This window comes from Pseudomonas sp. RIT-PI-AD (assembly GCF_025642785.1).
Taxonomy (GTDB): domain Bacteria; phylum Pseudomonadota; class Gammaproteobacteria; order Pseudomonadales; family Pseudomonadaceae; genus Pseudomonas_T.
Window position 1 is genome coordinate 103,157 of record NZ_JANZKU010000006.1, and the last position, 16,160, is coordinate 119,316.

Annotated in this window: 16 protein-coding genes; 13 read left to right on the forward strand and 3 right to left on the reverse strand. The window is 64.2% G+C overall.

From position 1 onward, the window contains the following. The first annotated feature begins 11 nt into the window (after positions 1 to 11). The 3 genes from OGL92_RS07465 to cysN all read left to right on the forward strand — a co-directional run bounded on the left by OGL92_RS07465 (position 12) and on the right by cysN (position 3,747). Positions 12 to 770, forward strand: a complete 759-nt coding sequence (locus OGL92_RS07465; RefSeq protein WP_263142299.1) for a Nif3-like dinuclear metal center hexameric protein — start codon at positions 12 to 14, stop codon at positions 768 to 770. Positions 771 to 921: 151 nt separating this feature from the next. Next, positions 922 to 1,839 carry a sulfate adenylyltransferase subunit CysD gene (cysD, locus tag OGL92_RS07470; protein WP_263142300.1) on the forward strand — a complete coding sequence of 306 codons (918 nt, stop codon included), beginning with the start codon at positions 922 to 924 and terminating at the stop codon, positions 1,837 to 1,839. A gap of 12 nt (positions 1,840 to 1,851) precedes the next feature. Further along, entirely contained in the window at positions 1,852 to 3,747 is a 1,896-nt protein-coding gene (gene cysN, locus OGL92_RS07475; RefSeq protein ID WP_263142302.1) for a sulfate adenylyltransferase subunit CysN, read from the forward strand. A gap of 67 nt (positions 3,748 to 3,814) precedes the next feature. Here the strand turns inward: cysN and OGL92_RS07480 are convergent, their stop codons facing one another. Next, the gene (locus OGL92_RS07480; RefSeq protein ID WP_263142304.1) at positions 3,815 to 4,258 is read right to left on the reverse strand and encodes a DUF1043 family protein; all 444 of its coding nucleotides are present in this window, start codon (positions 4,256 to 4,258) and stop codon (positions 3,815 to 3,817) included. 223 nt (positions 4,259 to 4,481) lie between these two features. On the opposite strand from OGL92_RS07480, the gene OGL92_RS07485 reads away from it, so the two are divergent. The 3 genes from OGL92_RS07485 to zapE all read left to right on the forward strand — a co-directional run bounded on the left by OGL92_RS07485 (position 4,482) and on the right by zapE (position 7,693). Beyond that, complete coding sequence (locus OGL92_RS07485; protein WP_263142577.1) at positions 4,482 to 5,111, forward strand: thioesterase domain-containing protein; 630 nt, start codon at positions 4,482 to 4,484, stop codon at positions 5,109 to 5,111. Between the two features lie 21 nt (positions 5,112 to 5,132). Next, positions 5,133 to 6,473: a tryptophan--tRNA ligase gene (locus OGL92_RS07490; protein WP_263142305.1), complete on the forward strand. Its 1,341-nt coding sequence runs from the start codon at positions 5,133 to 5,135 to the stop codon at positions 6,471 to 6,473. Between the two features lie 125 nt (positions 6,474 to 6,598). Then, complete coding sequence (gene zapE, locus OGL92_RS07495) at positions 6,599 to 7,693, forward strand: cell division protein ZapE (protein ID WP_263142306.1); 1,095 nt, start codon at positions 6,599 to 6,601, stop codon at positions 7,691 to 7,693. Between the two features lie 111 nt (positions 7,694 to 7,804). Here the strand turns inward: zapE and OGL92_RS07500 are convergent, their stop codons facing one another. Further along, positions 7,805 to 8,704 carry a GlxA family transcriptional regulator gene (locus tag OGL92_RS07500; protein ID WP_263142579.1) on the reverse strand — a complete coding sequence of 300 codons (900 nt, stop codon included), beginning with the start codon at positions 8,702 to 8,704 and terminating at the stop codon, positions 7,805 to 7,807. Positions 8,705 to 8,941: 237 nt separating this feature from the next. On the opposite strand from OGL92_RS07500, the gene OGL92_RS07505 reads away from it, so the two are divergent. Both OGL92_RS07505 and nfi read left to right on the forward strand, forming a co-directional pair. Further along, positions 8,942 to 10,081: an acyl-CoA dehydrogenase family protein gene (locus OGL92_RS07505; protein ID WP_263142310.1), complete on the forward strand. Its 1,140-nt coding sequence runs from the start codon at positions 8,942 to 8,944 to the stop codon at positions 10,079 to 10,081. A 233-nt stretch (positions 10,082 to 10,314) separates the two neighbouring features. Next, positions 10,315 to 11,025: a deoxyribonuclease V gene (nfi, locus tag OGL92_RS07510; protein ID WP_263142313.1), complete on the forward strand. Its 711-nt coding sequence runs from the start codon at positions 10,315 to 10,317 to the stop codon at positions 11,023 to 11,025. Positions 11,026 to 11,059: 34 nt separating this feature from the next. On the opposite strand, the gene OGL92_RS07515 is transcribed toward nfi, so the two are convergent. Then, the gene (locus OGL92_RS07515; protein ID WP_263142316.1) at positions 11,060 to 12,097 is read right to left on the reverse strand and encodes an NADP(H)-dependent aldo-keto reductase; all 1,038 of its coding nucleotides are present in this window, start codon (positions 12,095 to 12,097) and stop codon (positions 11,060 to 11,062) included. Positions 12,098 to 12,439: 342 nt separating this feature from the next. On the opposite strand from OGL92_RS07515, the gene rplM reads away from it, so the two are divergent. From rplM to OGL92_RS07540, 5 genes are all read left to right on the forward strand, one after another. Further along, positions 12,440 to 12,868 (forward strand): 50S ribosomal protein L13, encoded by a 429-nt coding sequence (gene rplM / locus OGL92_RS07520; RefSeq protein ID WP_263142317.1) that lies wholly within the window; start codon positions 12,440 to 12,442, stop codon positions 12,866 to 12,868. Between the two features lie 14 nt (positions 12,869 to 12,882). After that, a complete protein-coding gene (gene rpsI / locus OGL92_RS07525; RefSeq protein ID WP_263142319.1) occupies positions 12,883 to 13,275 on the forward strand; it encodes a 30S ribosomal protein S9 in 393 nt (130 codons plus the stop codon). 253 nt (positions 13,276 to 13,528) lie between these two features. Continuing rightward, the gene (gene petA / locus OGL92_RS07530) at positions 13,529 to 14,122 is read left to right on the forward strand and encodes a ubiquinol-cytochrome c reductase iron-sulfur subunit (RefSeq protein WP_263142321.1); all 594 of its coding nucleotides are present in this window, start codon (positions 13,529 to 13,531) and stop codon (positions 14,120 to 14,122) included. Further along, complete coding sequence (locus tag OGL92_RS07535) at positions 14,122 to 15,333, forward strand: cytochrome bc complex cytochrome b subunit (protein ID WP_263142322.1); 1,212 nt, start codon at positions 14,122 to 14,124, stop codon at positions 15,331 to 15,333. Before petA ends, OGL92_RS07535 begins: the two co-directional genes overlap by 1 nt. Next, positions 15,333 to 16,112 carry a cytochrome c1 gene (locus OGL92_RS07540; RefSeq protein WP_263142323.1) on the forward strand — a complete coding sequence of 260 codons (780 nt, stop codon included), beginning with the start codon at positions 15,333 to 15,335 and terminating at the stop codon, positions 16,110 to 16,112. The genes OGL92_RS07535 and OGL92_RS07540 overlap by 1 nt, the downstream gene beginning before the upstream one ends. Positions 16,113 to 16,160 lie beyond the last annotated feature (48 nt).

A 16,160-nucleotide genomic window follows, 5' to 3' on the forward strand; every position in this document is an offset into this window, starting at 1 on the left:
TGAGGATCGAAATGGCCATTGCCCTGACCACCCTGGTGGAAGAAGCCGAGCGCTACCTGAACGCCGCGCGCATCGCCGATTACTGCCCGAACGGGTTGCAGGTGGAGGGGCGGCCCCAGGTACGGCGCATCGTCAGCGGGGTCACCGCCAGCCAGGCATTGCTGGATGCCGCGGTGGAGGCGGACGCCGACGCGGTGCTGGTGCACCACGGCTATTTCTGGAAGGGCGAGAACCCCTGCATCCTGGGTATGAAGCAGAAGCGCCTGAGGACATTGCTCACCCACGACATCAGCCTGCTCGCCTATCACCTGCCGCTGGACCTGCACCCCGAGGTGGGCAACAACGTGCAATTGGCGCGGCAGTTGGACATCGACATCGAGGGGCCGCTTGACCCCGGGGACCCGCGCACGGTGGGCTTGATCGGCTCCCTCGCCGAGCCCCTCAGCCCGCGGGATTTCGCCCGTCGCGTGCAAGACGTATTGGGGCGCGAGCCATTGCTGGTGGAGGGCGATGGGCTGATCCGGCGGATCGGCTGGTGCACCGGCGGCGGCCAGGGCTACATCGACACCGCCATCGCGGCCGGGGTGGACCTGTACCTGACCGGCGAGGCCTCCGAGCAGACCTTCCACAGCGCGCGGGAAAACGGCATCAGCTTCATCGCCGCCGGCCACCACGCTACCGAGCGCTATGGCGTGCAGGCCCTGGGCGATTACCTGGCGCGGCGCTTCGCCGTCGAGCATTTGTTCATCGATTGCCCGAATCCGATCTGAGCGGAATCGCGCCGATGACGGGCTATAAATCTAGATCGTTTCGATCTAAGCCGCTTCCTGATTAGAATAGGACGCTGTGCTAGAGTGCCGGTTCGTCCACGGCCCGCCGGCCGTCCACTACGCTCTCGATACGAGAAATACGTGAGTCGCCATGCTCGATAAAATGACCCACCTGAAACAGCTGGAGGCGGAAAGCATCCACATCATCCGCGAGGTGGCCGCCGAGTTCGACAACCCGGTGATGCTCTACTCGATCGGCAAGGACTCTGCCGTGATGCTGCACCTGGCGCGCAAGGCCTTCTTCCCGGGCAAGCTGCCGTTTCCGGTGATGCACGTGGATACCCAGTGGAAATTCCAGGAAATGTACCGCTTCCGCGACAAGATGGTCGCCGAGCTGGGCCTCGACCTGATCGTCCACGTCAATCCGGACGGCGTGGCCCAGGGCATCAACCCCTTCACCCACGGCAGCGCCAAACACACGGACATCATGAAGACCGAGGGCCTCAAGCAGGCCCTGGACAAGTACGGTTTCGACGCCGCCTTCGGCGGCGCGCGGCGCGACGAGGAGAAGTCGCGGGCCAAGGAGCGGGTCTATTCCTTCCGCGACAGCAAGCACCGCTGGGACCCGAAGAACCAGCGCCCGGAACTCTGGAACCTCTATAACGGCAAGGTGAAGAAGGGCGAGTCGATCCGCGTGTTCCCCCTTTCCAACTGGACCGAGCTGGACATCTGGCAATACATCTACCTGGAGCAGATCCCCATCGTGCCGCTGTACTTCGCCGCCGAGCGCGACGTCATCGAGAAGAACGGCACGCTGATCATGATCGACGACGAGCGCATCCTCGAGCACCTGTCGGACGAGGAGAAGGCCCGCATCCAGAAGAGAACGGTGCGCTTCCGTACCCTCGGCTGTTACCCGCTGACCGGCGCGGTGGAGTCCGAGGCGACCAGCCTCACCGACATCATCCAGGAAATGCTCCTGACCCGGACGTCCGAGCGCCAGGGTCGCGTGATCGATCACGACGGCGCCGGCTCCATGGAAGAGAAGAAACGCCAGGGCTATTTCTGAGGATTCCGCATCATGAGCCACCAATCCGAACTGATCAGCGAGGATATCCTCGCCTACCTGGCCCAGCACGAACGTAAAGAGCTGCTGCGCTTCCTTACCTGCGGCAACGTCGATGACGGTAAGAGCACCCTGATCGGGCGCCTGCTGCACGACTCGAAGATGATCTATGAGGATCACCTCGAAGCCATCACCCGCGACTCGAAGAAGGTCGGCACCACCGGCGAGGACGTCGACCTGGCGCTGCTGGTGGACGGCCTGCAGGCCGAGCGGGAGCAGGGCATCACCATCGACGTGGCCTACCGCTATTTCAGCACCGCCAAACGCAAGTTCATCATCGCCGACACCCCCGGCCACGAGCAGTACACCCGCAACATGGCCACTGGGGCGTCCACCTGCGACCTGGCGATCATCCTGATCGACGCCCGCTACGGTGTGCAGACCCAGACCCGCCGGCACAGCTTCATCGCCTCGCTGCTGGGCATCAAGCACATCGTCGTCGCGGTCAACAAGATGGACCTGAAGGACTTCGACCAAGGCGTGTTCGAGGCGATCAAGGCCGACTACCTGCAGTTCGCCGAGCGGATCGCGCTCGATCCGGCCGCGATCCGCTTCGTCCCCATGTCCGCGCTCAAGGGCGACAATGTGGTGAACAAGAGCGAGCGCTCGCCCTGGTACCACGGACAGTCGCTGATGGAGATCCTCGAGACCGTGGAAATCGCCGGCGACCGCAACCTGGTCGACCTGCGCTTCCCGGTGCAGTATGTCAACCGACCGAACCTGAACTTCCGCGGCTTCGCCGGCACCCTGGCCAGTGGCGTCGTGCACAAGGGCGACGAGGTGGTGGTCCTGCCCTCCGGCAAGGGCAGCCGGGTCAAGTCGATCGTCACCTTCGAGGGCGAGCTGGAGCAGGCCGGCCCCGGCCAGGCCATCACCCTGACCCTGGAAGACGAAATCGACGTGTCCCGTGGCGACATGCTGGTCCACGCCGGCAACCGTCCGCAGATCCACGACACCTTCGAGGCGATGCTGGTCTGGATGGCCGAGGAGCCCTTGCTGCCCGGCAAGAAATACGACATCAAGCGCGCCACCAGCTACATCCCGGGAACCGTCGCGAGCATCCTGCACAAGGTGGACGTGAACACCCTGGAGCATGCCAGCGCCAGTGCCTTGCAGCTCAACGAGATCGCCCGGGTGAAGGTGAGCCTGGACGCACCCATCGCGCTCGACGGCTACGACAGCAACCGCACCACCGGCGCCTTCATCGTAGTCGACCGGTTGACCAACGGCACCGTCGGCGCCGGGATGATCATCGCCGAGCCGGCGACGGCGGCGCTGCGCCAGCCGGGTGCCTCGGCCCACCTCACCACCGAGGAGCGCGCGGCGCGCTTCGGCCAGCGACCGGCGACCGTGCTGTTCAGCGGCCTGTCCGGGGCCGGCAAGAGCACCCTGGCCTATGCGGTGGAGCGCAAGCTGTTCGACATGGGCCGCGCGGTCTATGTGCTCGACGGACAGAACCTGCGCCACGACCTGAACAAGGGCCTGGCCCAGGACCGTGCCGGCCGTACCGAGAACTGGCGCCGCGCCGCCCAGGTGGCGCGCCAGTTCAACGAAGCCGGCCTCATCACCCTGGCCGCCTTCGTCGCCCCGGATGCGGAGGGACGCCAGCAGGCCAAGGCGCTGATCGGCAAGGAACGCATGCTCACCGTCTACGTGCAGGCGTCGCCGCAGGTATGCCGCGAACGTGACCCCCAGGGGCTGTACGCGGCGAATGGCGATAACATTCCCGGCGAGTCCTTCCCCTACGACGTGCCGCTGGATGCCGACCTGGTAGTGGACACCCAGACCGGCAGCCTGGAGGAGGGCGTCAAGCAGGTGCTGGAGCTGCTGCGCGGTCGCGGGTTGATCTAGGCGCATCGGCCGCAAACGAAAAAGCCCCGCATGGCGGGGCTTTTTCATAGCGGGGAGCGGCGACCGATCAGTACTTGCCTTTCAGGCCGTAGCTCTTGTCCAGGGTGCCGGGGGCGTTGGGGGCCTTCGGCGCGTAGTCTTTGGGGGCTTCCTGGTCTTTCGGCGGGGTCAGGCGTTCGCGAACGCCGTTGCCAGTCTCCTCGGTATGCAGCGCGGCGAGCAGGCGCTGGCGGGTCAGTTCGTCGAGGGCCAGGCGGTCGACGCCGCTGGACAGGTGTTCCTGCACGTCCTGGTAACTTTGGGTGAGTTTCTTCACCAGATTGGCGGTGGTGTTGAAGTGGGTGACCACCTCGCTCTGGTAGCTATCGAAGCGCTCCTGCAGGTCGTCCAGCTGGCGCTGGGTGCGGCCCGGGGCGGCCTTGGGCACCAGGCGGGCGAACAGGAAACCGATCGCGAGACCGGCGAGCAGGGCGAGGGCCGGTAACAACCAGGCCGTGAGCGACTCTTCCACGAATCCTTCCTCTATAAGCGGCTTTGCTTTACGTTAACGGCTCGAAACCGCGCTGTATACCGCGATGCAAGCCTCGATGGTCGGCGATGGAATCGCCAGGCGGCGAACCCGCTGCCAACCCTTTCCGCCCGTGTGGGAAGCGGTATCCGTCGAGCGAACCCGAATGGTAGCGCTCGCACCCAACCTAGACGAGTCGACCCTGTACGAGGTCACGGAGTTCCCGTTGTCCACCCGCGAATCCCCCCTGATGCTGGAAGGCCCGAGCGGTCCCCTGGAAGCCCTCTACCTGGAGGCGCCCGAGCCCCGTGGCCTGGCGTTGATCTGCCATCCCAACCCGGTGCAGGGCGGCACCATGCTGAACAAAGTGGTCTCCATGCTGCAGCGTTGCGCCCGCGACGCCGGCTACTCGACGCTGCGCTTCAACTACCGGGGAGTCGGCGCCAGCGCCGGTAGCAGCGACATGGGCAGCGGCGAAATCGACGACGCCGAAGCCGTCGCCGGCTGGCTGCACGGGCAGCGGCCCGAGCGGCCCCTGACCCTTTTCGGTTTTTCCTTCGGCGGGTTCGTCGCCGCCAGCCTCGGCGGTCGCCTGGAGCGCCAGGGTGTTCCGCTCGCGCAACTGTTCATGGTGGCGCCGGCGGTCATGCGGCTGGGCGCCGAGCACCCGCTGCCGGAAGGTTGCCCGCTGACGCTGATCCAGCCCGAGGACGACGAGGTGATCGACCCGAACCAGGTGTTCGCCTGGTCCGAGGCGCTCGAACGTCCCCATACCCTGCTGAAAGTGGCAGAATGCGGCCACTTTTTTCACGGCAAGCTGACCGACCTGAAAGAGCTGGTCCTGCCCCGTCTCTGACCGTTTCCACAAGCGAAGACCATGACCACGCGCATTCTCACCGGCATCACCACCACGGGCACTCCCCACCTCGGCAACTACGCGGGGGCGATCCGCCCGGCGATCCTCGCGAGCCGCAACGCCGACACCGATTCGTTCTACTTCCTCGCCGACTACCACGCCCTGATCAAATGCGACGACCCGGCGCGGATCCAGCGTTCGCGGCTGGAAATCGCCGCCACCTGGCTGGCCTGCGGGTTGGACGTGAACAAGGCGACCTTCTACCGGCAGTCCGACATTCCGGAAATCCCCGAGCTGACCTGGTTGCTCACCTGCGTGGCGGGCAAGGGGCTGCTCAACCGCGCCCACGCCTACAAGGCCTCGGTGGACAAGAACGTCGAGGCCGGCGAGGACCCGGACGCCGGAGTGACCATGGGGCTGTTCAGCTACCCGGTGCTGATGGCCGCGGACATTCTCATGTTCAACGCCCACAAGGTGCCGGTGGGGCGCGACCAGATCCAGCACGTGGAAATGGCCCGCGACATCGGCCAGCGCTTCAACCACCTGTTCGGCCAGGGTCGGGAACTGTTCACCCTGCCCGAGGCGGTGGTCGAGGCGGATGTCGCCACTTTGCCGGGCCTGGACGGCCGCAAGATGTCGAAGAGCTACGACAACACCATTCCGCTGTTCGGCAGCGCCAAGCAGCTCAAGGACGCGGTCGCCCGTATCGTCACCGACTCCAGGCTGCCCGGCGAGGCGAAGGACCCGGACGCGTCGCACCTGTTCACCCTCTACCAGGCCTTCGCCACCCCGGCCGACCTGGCCACCTTCCGTGCCGACCTGCTCGCCGGCCTCGGCTGGGGCGAGGCCAAGCAGCGCCTGTTCGAGTTGCTCGACGCGGAATTGGGCGAGGCCCGCGAGCGCTATCACGCCCTGATCGAAAAGCCCGCCGACCTTGAGGACATTCTCCTGGCCGGTGCGGAAAAGGCCCGGCGCATCGCCACGCCCTTCCTCGGCGAGCTACGCGAGGCGGTCGGCCTGCGCACCTTCCGCGCCCAGGTCCAGGCCGGCGCGACGGACAAGAAAAAGGCCGCGAAAACCGCACGTTTCGTCAGCTTCCGCGAGGACGACGGCAGCTTCCGTTTCCGCCTGCTGGATGCAGCGGGCGAGCAATTGCTGCTCTCCAAGGGCTTCGCCGACGGCAAGGCGGCCGGCCAGGCGAGCAAGCGCCTGCAGAGTGGCGAGAGCCTCGACCTGCGCGAGCAGGGCCAGAGTTTCGGCCTGTGGCTGGACGACGAATGCGTCGCCCGGAGCCCGGAGTTCGCCGACGCCGAAAGCCGCGAGTCGGCCATCCAGCGCTTGCGCGACGCCTTGGGCGCCTGAGGCGCTGTACCTGATGCGGCGGCGGGCGAGGGCCTTCGCCGCCGCCTCCCGGCCTGCGGGTCGATTGCCAATCTGCGGGGCCGTCGCTAAAGTGACCGCCCCGTTTTCGTTGCCTTGCTATCGATATGACCCCCCTAGAACGCTATCAGGCCGATCTTCAACGCCCGGACTTCTTCCGCGATGCCGCGCAAGAGAACGCCGTCCGCCATCTGCAACGCTTGTACGACGACCTGGTTCACAATGACCGGCACAAGCCCGGCCTGTTCGGCAAGCTGTTCGGCGGCAAGCCGCAGCGACCGGTCAAGGGCCTGTATTTCTGGGGTGGGGTCGGCCGCGGCAAGACCTACTTGGTGGACACCTTCTTCGAATCCTTGCCCATCAAGGAAAAGGTCCGTACCCACTTCCACCGCTTCATGAAGCGCGTCCACGAGGAAATGAAAACCCTCAAGGGCGAGAAGAACCCCCTGACCATCATCGGCAAACGTTTCGCCGACGAGGCGCGGGTGATCTGCTTCGACGAATTCTTCGTCTCCGACATCACCGACGCGATGATCCTCGCCACCCTGCTGGAGGAACTGTTCGCCAACGGCGTGAGCCTGGTGGCCACCTCCAACATCGTTCCCGACGGCCTGTACAAGGACGGCCTGCAACGCGCGCGCTTCCTGCCGGCGATCGCCCTGCTCAAGGAACACACCGAGGTGGTCAACGTCGACAGCGGCGTCGACTACCGCTTGCGCCACTTGGAGCAGGCGCAGTTGTACCACTGGCCGCTCGACCAGAACGCCGAGGACAGCCTGCGCAAGAGTTTCAAGGCGCTGACCCCGGACTGCACCCAGGCGTCGGAAAACGATGTGCTGACCATCGAGAACCGCGAAATCCGTGCCCGCCGCACCTGCGACGACGTCGCCTGGTTCGAATTCCGCGAGCTCTGCGACGGCCCGCGCAGCCAGAACGACTACATCGAGCTGGCGAAGATCTTCCACGCGGTGCTGATTTCCGGCGTCGAGCAGATGAACGCCTCCAAGGACGACATGGCGCGGCGTTTCATCAACCTGGTGGATGAGTTCTACGACCGTAACGTCAAGCTGATCCTGTCCGCCGAGGTGGAACTGAAGGATCTCTATACCGGCGGTCGCCTGGAGTTCGAGTTCCAGCGCACCCTCAGCCGCCTGCTGGAAATGCAGTCCCACGAATTCCTCTCGCGCGCCCATCGTCCCTGATCGAAACGCCCCGCGGGACTTTACGCGTCCCGCGCCGCGACATCCGGCCCGGTGCCGGCGCGTCTTCCGCGCCGTGGCGACCCCGCCCCTCAGGCCGTGGCGTTCCTGCCCTCACTCGACCTTGTGCTGGAACTGGTGCCGATAGGGGTTCGGCGACAGGCCGGTGTGCTGGCGGAACAGCCGTGCGAAGAAACTCGCATCGTCGTAGCCGACCTCGTAGCTGATGGTCTTGATGCTCTTGCGGGTCGCAGAGAGCAGTCCCTTGGCGGTCTCGATGCGCAGCCGTTGCAGGTAGTGCAACGGCTTGTCGCCGGTGGCCGCCTGGAAGCGGCGCATGAAGTTGCGGATGCTCATGCCGTGGTCGCGGGCCACGTCCTCGAAGCGGAATTTTTCGGCGAAATGTTCTTCGAGCCAGTGTTGGATCTGCAGGATGGTCAGGTCCCGGTGCAGTTTCTGCCCACCGAAGCCGATGCGCCCCGGCGTGTAGCTGCGCTGCACCTCGTGGAGGATGTCCCTGGCCACCGCCTGGGCGACGTCGGCGCCGCAGAAGCGTTCGATCAGGTAGATGTACAGGTCGCAGGCCGAGGTGACGCCGCCCGCGCAGTACAGGTTGTCGGCGTCCGACAGGTGCTTCTCGGTGTTCAGCAGGACCTGCGGGAAGCGCTCGGCGAACTCGCGGAAGAAGCGCCAATAGGTGGTCGCCTCCTTGCCGTCCAGCAGCCCGGCGCCGGCCATCCAGAAGACCCCGGTGGCCTCGCCGCAGATGGTGCCGCCGGCGGCGTGGTGGGCGCGCAGCCAGTCGAACACCTGCGGGTGGCGCGCGCTCAGCGCGTCGAAGTCGTCCCAGAAGGCCGGCAGGATGATCACGTCGGCTTCGTCCAGCGCGCCGTCCACGGGGATGCGGACGTCGCTGAAGCTGCGCACCGGTTCGCCGTCCGGGCTGACCAGGCGGGTCACGAACGAAGGCGTCAGGCCGAGGCCCTGGAGTTTCCCGTGGCGCAGGCTGGCCATGTGGAAGAAGTCCTTGGCCTGCATCAGCGTGGAGGCGAACACGCCCTCGGTGGCGAGGATGCTGACCCGGCGGAGCGGGGCTATCTGAAGAGTCATGTCTTGTTCTTATAGGGGAAAGCGGTCAATCCGTGGCGGGATCGTCTTATTTTTTGTCCTGACTGTCCAGTGTGGGGCGGCGGGGTTCTGGCCTACAGTCGAAACCCGCCTCCCACTCGCTCCCCAGACCCAGGTGAAACCATGATCCCCAGAACGGTGTTCGGCTCCGACCATGAACTCTTTCGCGACAGCGTGCGGAAATTCCTCGAGCAGGAAGCGGTTCCTCATCACGCCCAGTGGGAAAAGGACGGTCATGTGGATCGCGAGCTGTGGCGCAAGGCCGGCGAGGCGGGTCTGCTCTGTTCTCACGTGCCCGAGGCGTACGGCGGCATGGGGGCCGACTTCCTCTACAGCGCGGTGGTGATCGAGGAGATCGGCCGCCTGGGATTGACCGGCATCGGCTTCTCGCTGCATTCGGACATCGTTGCGCCCTATATCCTCCACTACGGCTCGGAGGCGCAGAAGCGGCGCTACCTGCCGCGCATGGCCAGTGGCGATGCGATCACCGCCATCGCGATGACCGAACCGGGCGCCGGTTCTGATCTGCAAGGCGTGAAGACCACGGCCGTGCTGGATGGCGATCACTACGTGATCAACGGTTCCAAGACCTTCATCACCAACGGCCTGCTCGCCAACCTGGTGATCGTGGTCGCCAAGACCGACCCCAAGGCGGGCGCCAAGGGCACCAGCCTGTTCCTGGTGGAGGCCGGCACCCCCGGGTTCGCCAAGGGCAAGCGATTGGAAAAGGTCGGCATGAAGGCCCAGGACACCGCCGAACTGTTTTTCCAGGACGTGCGCGTACCCAAGGAGAACCTGCTCGGCCAGGCCGGTGCCGGCTTCGCTTACCTGATGCAGGAGCTGCCGCAGGAGCGCCTCACCGTCGGCATCGGCGCCTTGGCTTCGGCCGAGGCGGCCCTGCGCTGGACCCTGGACTACACCCGCGAACGCAAGGCCTTCGGCAAGGCCATCGCGGAGTTCCAGAACACCCGTTTCAAGCTGGCCGAGATCGCCAGCGAGGTGCAGATCGGCCGGGTATTCATCGACCGTTGCCTCGAGCTGCACGTCCAGGGCCAGCTCGACGTGCCCACCGCCGCGATGCTCAAGTACTGGAGCACCGACCTGCAATGCAAGGTCCTCGACGAGTGCGTGCAACTGCATGGCGGCTACGGCTTCATGTGGGAGTACCCGGTGGCGCGCGCCTGGGCGGATGCACGGGTGCAGCGCATCTACGCCGGCACCAACGAGATCATGAAGGAAATCATCGCGCGTTCGCTGATCTAGGTCGACGTACCGGAGCGCATCCGCTCGGAACCGTCGCGCCCGGGCCATCCATCGTTTCTCGGAGCCGCCCTGGCGCACTCGACGGGCGCCGGGATAGGGCGCGCCGGCGATCAGGCGCCGTCACGCCTGTCGGGGTCGAGGGTATCGCTCCGCCATCGCGCGACGTCCAGCGGGGCGAACCTTGCTTCCACGCTGTCGGTCTACCTGTTCCCTGCATGGAAAAGGACGGACCGATGGCTGATAGCCCATTCGAGGATTGGGACGGCTCCGTGTCCCAGGCGCGCCAACTGCAACGCACGCTGGCGAAGCGGGTGAGCCTGCTGGACGATTTCCCGCCACTGCGCGTGGTGGCGGGCGTCGATGTCGGCTTCGAGGAGGGCGGCCAGGTGACCCTGGCGGCCGCGGTGTTGCTCGACGCCGTCACCCTGGCGCCACTGGCCCATAGCGTGGCGCGCATTCCCACCAGCATGCCCTACGTCCCGGGCCTCCTATCGTTTCGCGAACTGCCCGCGCTGCTGCAGGTAGTGCGCGAGCTGCCCCAGGTGCCCGACCTGATCTATTGCGACGGCCAAGGCATCGCCCACCCGCGGCGCCTCGGCATCGCGTCGCACCTGGGCGTGGTCACCGGCCTGCCCACCATCGGCGTGGCGAAGAAAATCCTCGTCGGCGAGCATGCCGAATTGCCCTTGCAGCGAGGCGCGCGGGTGCCCTTGGTGCACAACGGCGAAACCATCGGCTGGGTGTTGCGCAGCAGGGACAAGGTCAATCCATTGATCGTTTCGCCCGGTCACCGGGTCAGCCTGGAAACCGCGGCGGAGCTGGTCCTGGCCTGTGGCAGGGGCTACCGCCTGCCGGAGCCGACGCGCCTGGCGGATCGCCTGGCCTCGCGCCGTGGCGAGATGCCAGCGTTGCCCGGGGAGGGCACGCCGGACCTGTTCGCCTAGTCGGGCGGCAAAGCCTGGGCGGTCTCTCCGCTCGTCAGGGTGCGGGGTTGGGTTGCTGCCGGTGGATCTCGTCGAGTGCGCCGAGCAGTTCGTCGCTCAGGGTGAGGCGGGCGCTGGCGAGGTTGCTCTCCAGTTGCTCGAGGGTGGTCGCGCCGATGATGTTGCTGGTGACGAAGGGGCGCGAGGTGACGAAGGCCAGCGCCATCTGCGCCGGGTCCAGGCCATGCTCGCGGGCCAGGGCGACGTAGCGCGAGCAGGCCGCTTCCGCTTGCGGGTTGGTATAGCGGGTGAAGCGGGAGAAACGGGTGATCCGGCCCTGCGCGGGGCGCGCACCATTCTCGTATTTGCCCGAAAGCATGCCGAACGCCAGGGGCGAATAGGCCAGCAACCCACAGCCTTCGCGAATGGCGATTTCCGCCAGGCCTACCTCGAAGCTGCGGTTGAGCAGGTTGTAGGGGTTCTGGATCGAGACGGCCCTCGGCCAGCCACGGCTTTCCGCCAACTGCAGGAACTTCATCGTGCCCCAGGGCGTTTCGTTGGACAGGCCGACGTGGCGGATCTTGCCGGCGCGAACCTGCTCGTCCAGGGCATCGAGGGTATCTTCCAGGGCAGTGAAGGTCTCTTCCTTGTGGCGATAGCCGAGTTGGCCGAAGAAGTTGGTGCTGCGTTCCGGCCAATGCAACTGGTAGAGGTCGATCCAGTCGGTCTGCAGGCGTTGCAGGCTGGCATCCACGGCCGCGGCGATATTCGCCCGGTCGTGGCGCAAGTGGCCGCCGCGGATGTAATCGATACCGTTGCCCGGCCCGGCGATCTTGCTGGCCAGGACCCAGTCGGCGCGGTCGCCGCGCTGGCGGAAATAGTCGCCGATGATGCGTTCGGTACTGGCGTAGGTCTCCGCCTTGGGTGGCACCGGGTACATCTCCGCAGTGTCGATGAAGTTGACCCCGTGGGCCTTGGCGCAGTCGATCTGGGCGAAGGCGTCGGCCTGGTCGTTCTGCTCGCCCCAGGTCATGGTGCCCAGGCAGAGGGCACTGACGCGAATCTCGGTTCCGTCCAGTTGGCGAAATTCCATAGGGTTCTCCTCGTTCGTGGAAAGGCGCTGAGCCCGCAGGCCAGAGGCCCGCAAGCTTAGCGAAAAAGCCGCAGCGACGCCGGCTCGGTGGAGCGACAAGGGAAAATCGGGTTGCTATTTCCCCTGAAATGGGCATAATTCCGCGGCTTTCTCGATGGGGATGCCTAGCTCGTCGCAGAAGGAAGGTGGGGATGCCTAGCCTGCCGAACCCCTGCCGTAGCGGACGCGCTGACCCGAGCCCCCGACAGCGTCTGTTTCCGGCCGTCTTGACCTTGTCAAGGCAAGCACTATTCAGTAAGATCCGCCGTCTTATTTTCAGGGCGGCCCCTGAGGCTATAGCGAATGAAGACTTTTACTGCAAAACCGGAAACCGTTAAGCGCGACTGGTATGTCGTCGACGCTGCCGGTCAGACCCTGGGTCGTCTGGCCACCGAGATCGCGAGCCGTCTGCGCGGCAAGCACAAGCCCGAGTACACTCCGCATGTCGACACTGGCGATTACATCGTCGTGATCAACGCCGAGCAAGTGCGCGTGACCGGTGCCAAGACTACCGACAAGATGTACTACTCGCACTCCGGTTTCCCGGGCGGTATCAAAGAGATCAACTTCGAGAAGCTGATCGCCAAGGCCCCCGAGCGCGTGATCGAGACTGCGGTCAAGGGCATGCTGCCGAAGAACCCTCTGGGTCGCGACATGTATCGCAAGCTGAAAGTGTACAAGGGTGCTGCTCACCCCCACACCGCTCAGCAACCCCAAGAACTCAAGATTTAACGGGATAGTTGATTATGTCGGCGACTCAAAACTACGGCACTGGCCGTCGTAAGACTTCCACCGCACGCGTTTTCCTGCGTCCGGGCACTGGCAAGATCTCCATCAACAATCGCACCCTGGATCAGTTCTTCGGTCGCGAAACCGCTCGCATGGTCGTGCGCCAGCCGCTGGAGCTGACCGAGACCCTGGAGAAGTTCGACATCTTCGTCACCGTTCTCGGTGGTGGTGTCAGCGGTCAGGCCGGAGCCATCCGTCACGGTATCACCCGTGCACTGATCGACTACGACGAGACCCTGCGCAGCTCGCTGCGTAAAGCCGGCTACGTGACTCGCGATGCCCGCGAAGTCGAGCGTAAGAAAGTCGGTCTGCGTAAAGCGCGTAAGCGTCCGCAATACTCCAAGCGCTGATCGGCGCTGGTCCCAAAACGTCCAGTATCCTTCGGGATCTGGACGTTTTTTTTTGCCTGTAAAAGACGTGTGCGACAGCGTGTCGCACGGCCGAATCCCCGATTCATCAAGGGTTTCAGCGGATTTGTATCCGGCTATTACCTTGTCAGGAAAGGGGGTTTTCTTTACCATTTGGCGAATTTTTTGCGTGGCTAGATTTTTACTTAGTAGAGGCCTGAACAACAGGCCACAAAAGCTGATGGGAGACGACTGAATGAGCAATGACGGCGTGAATGCAGGCCGGCGTCGCTTCCTCGTAGCAGCCACGTCCGTGGTGGGTGCTGCAGGAGCGGTGGGTGCTGCGGTCCCCTTCGTGGGATCGTGGTTTCCCAGTGCGAAGGCCAAGGCCGCGGGTGCGCCCGTGAAAGTGAATATCGGCAAGATCGAACCGGGCCAGCAGATGGTGGCCGAGTGGCGCGGTCAGCCGGTGTTCATCGTGCGCCGTACGCAGGAAATCCTGGGCAACCTGGAAAAGATCGCCGGCCAGGTGGCGGACCCCGAGTCCAAGGCTTCGGTGCAGCCCACTTACGTGGATCCCAAGAGTCGTTCGATCAAGCCGGAGATCCTGGTGTTGGTCGGCATCTGCACCCACCTTGGCTGCTCGCCTTCCTTCCGTCCGGAAGTGGCGCCTGCCGACCTGGGCGCGCAGTGGGTCGGAGGGTATTTCTGCCCTTGCCACGGTTCCCGCTACGATCTGGCCGGACGCGTCTACAAGTCGCAGCCGGCACCCTTGAATCTGCCGGTACCGCCGCACTCGTATGAGTCGGATGACATCATCGTCGTCGGCGTGGACCAGGAGAAGGCCTGATGAGCAAGTTCATGAATTGGGTCGATGCGCGCTTCCCCGCGACCAAGATGTGGGAAGACCATCTGAGCAAGTATTACGCTCCGAGAAACTTCAACTTCTTCTATTTCTTCGGCTCCCTGGCGCTGCTGGTCCTGGTGAACCAGATCCTGACCGGGATCTGGTTGACCATGAGCTTCACGCCGTCCGCCGAAGAGGCGTTCGCCTCCGTCGAATACATCATGCGTGACGTGGAATTCGGCTGGATCATCCGCTACCTGCACTCCACCGGCGCATCCGCGTTCTTCATCGTGGTCTACCTGCACATGTTCCGCGGCCTGCTCTACGGTTCCTACCAGAAGCCGCGCGAGCTGGTGTGGATCTTCGGCATGCTGATCTACCTGGCGCTGATGGCCGAGGCCTTCATGGGCTACCTGTTACCTTGGGGCCAGATGTCCTACTGGGGTGCGCAGGTGATCATCTCGCTGTTCGGGGCCATCCCGGTCATCGGCGGCGACCTGACCCAATGGATTCGCGGCGACTACCTGATCTCCGGCATCACCCTGAACCGCTTCTTCGCCCTGCATGTGATCGCCTTGCCCATCGTGCTGCTCGGGCTGGTCGTGCTGCACATCCTGGCGTTGCATGAAGTCGGTTCGAACAACCCGGACGGCGTCGACATCAAGAAATTCAAGGACGAGAACGGCGTGCCGCTGGATGGCATCGCGTTCCACCCGTACTACACCGTCAAGGACATTGTCGGCGTCGTGGTTTTCCTCTTCGTCTTCTGTGCCGTGGTGTTCTTCTTCCCGGAAATGGGCGGCTATTTCCTGGAGAAACCTAACTTCGAAGTGGCGAACTCGTTCAAAACGCCCGAGCACATCGCGCCGGTGTGGTACTTCACCCCCTTCTACGCGATTCTGCGCGCGGTGCCGGACAAGCTGATGGGCGTGATCGCCATGGGCGCGGCGATCGCGGTGCTCTTCGTGCTGCCGTGGCTGGATCGCAGCCCGGTCAAATCGATGCGTTACAAGGGCTGGCTGAGCAAGGTCTGGCTGCTGGTGTTCTGCATCTCCTTCGTGATCCTCGGCGTGCTGGGCGTGCTGGCACCGACCGATGAGCGAACGCTGGTTTCGCGGATCTGCACCTGTCTGTATTTCGCTTATTTCCTCCTGATGCCTTTCTACACCAGGATGGAAAAGACCAAACCGGTTCCGGAAAGGGTGACTGGCTGATGAAAAAGCAATTTGCTGCACTTGTTCTCGCGCTTCTGCCGGTTCTGGGATTCGCCAACAGCGAAGGCTTCCATCCGGACTCGGTCGATATCGACCTGACCGACAAGGCCGCCATGCAGGATGGCGCCCGTACGTTCGCCAACTACTGCATGGGCTGCCACAGTGCCAAGTTCCAGCGCTACGAGCGCGTCGCCCATGACCTGGGTATTTCCGAAGAGCTGATGCTGAACAACCTGGTTTTCACTGGCGCCAAGATCGGCGACCACATGTCAATCGGGATGCAGCCTCAGGACGCCAAGACCTGGTTCGGTGCCGCGCCGCCGGATCTGACTCTGGTCGCCCGGGTGCGCGGCGCGGATTGGCTCTACACCTACCTGCGGACCTTCTATGAAGATTCCAAGCGGCCATGGGGCGTCAACAACAAGATGTTCCCGAACGTCGGCATGCCGAACGTGCTGGTGGGCCTCCAGGGTCGCCAGGTCATCGGCTGCAAGCAGATCCAGGTCGTGGAGGATGGCAAGAAACAATATGATCCGCTGACCGGCGCCCCGTTGACCCACGAGGCGTGCGACCAACTGACCATCGTGCCGAAAACCGGCAGCCTGACCGAGGAGCAGTTCAACGAGAAGGTCAAGAACCTGGTGACCTTCCTGTCCTACTCGGCCAACCCGGTCAAATTGGAGAGCCAACGCATCGGTACTTACGTGCTGCTGTACCTGGCCTTCTTCTTCGTGTTCGCTTACCTGCTCAAGCGCGAATACTGGAAGGACGTGCACTGAGCTGAAGCATCTGGCCGTTCGTAGCGCGCGCCCCACGGGGCGCGCGCG

Excerpts from the sequence above, each read along its gene's own strand:
- OGL92_RS07465 (WP_263142299.1), top strand. The coding sequence starts at position 12 with ATGGCCATTGCCCTGACCACCCTGGTGGAAGAAGCCGAGCGCTACCTG.
- cysD (WP_263142300.1), top strand. The coding sequence starts at position 922 with ATGCTCGATAAAATGACCCACCTGAAACAGCTGGAGGCGGAAAGCATC.
- cysN (WP_263142302.1), top strand. The coding sequence starts at position 1,852 with ATGAGCCACCAATCCGAACTGATCAGCGAGGATATCCTCGCCTACCTG.
- OGL92_RS07490 (WP_263142305.1), top strand. The coding sequence starts at position 5,133 with ATGACCACGCGCATTCTCACCGGCATCACCACCACGGGCACTCCCCAC.
- zapE (WP_263142306.1), top strand. The coding sequence starts at position 6,599 with ATGACCCCCCTAGAACGCTATCAGGCCGATCTTCAACGCCCGGACTTC.
- OGL92_RS07500 (WP_263142579.1), bottom strand. The coding sequence starts at position 8,704 with ATGGCCAGCCTGCGCCACGGGAAACTCCAGGGCCTCGGCCTGACGCCT.
- OGL92_RS07505 (WP_263142310.1), top strand. The coding sequence starts at position 8,942 with ATGATCCCCAGAACGGTGTTCGGCTCCGACCATGAACTCTTTCGCGAC.
- nfi (WP_263142313.1), top strand. The coding sequence starts at position 10,315 with ATGGCTGATAGCCCATTCGAGGATTGGGACGGCTCCGTGTCCCAGGCG.
- OGL92_RS07515 (WP_263142316.1), bottom strand. The coding sequence starts at position 12,097 with ATGGAATTTCGCCAACTGGACGGAACCGAGATTCGCGTCAGTGCCCTC.
- rplM (WP_263142317.1), top strand. The coding sequence starts at position 12,440 with ATGAAGACTTTTACTGCAAAACCGGAAACCGTTAAGCGCGACTGGTAT.
- rpsI (WP_263142319.1), top strand. The coding sequence starts at position 12,883 with ATGTCGGCGACTCAAAACTACGGCACTGGCCGTCGTAAGACTTCCACC.
- petA (WP_263142321.1), top strand. The coding sequence starts at position 13,529 with ATGAGCAATGACGGCGTGAATGCAGGCCGGCGTCGCTTCCTCGTAGCA.
- OGL92_RS07535 (WP_263142322.1), top strand. The coding sequence starts at position 14,122 with ATGAGCAAGTTCATGAATTGGGTCGATGCGCGCTTCCCCGCGACCAAG.
- OGL92_RS07540 (WP_263142323.1), top strand. The coding sequence starts at position 15,333 with ATGAAAAAGCAATTTGCTGCACTTGTTCTCGCGCTTCTGCCGGTTCTG.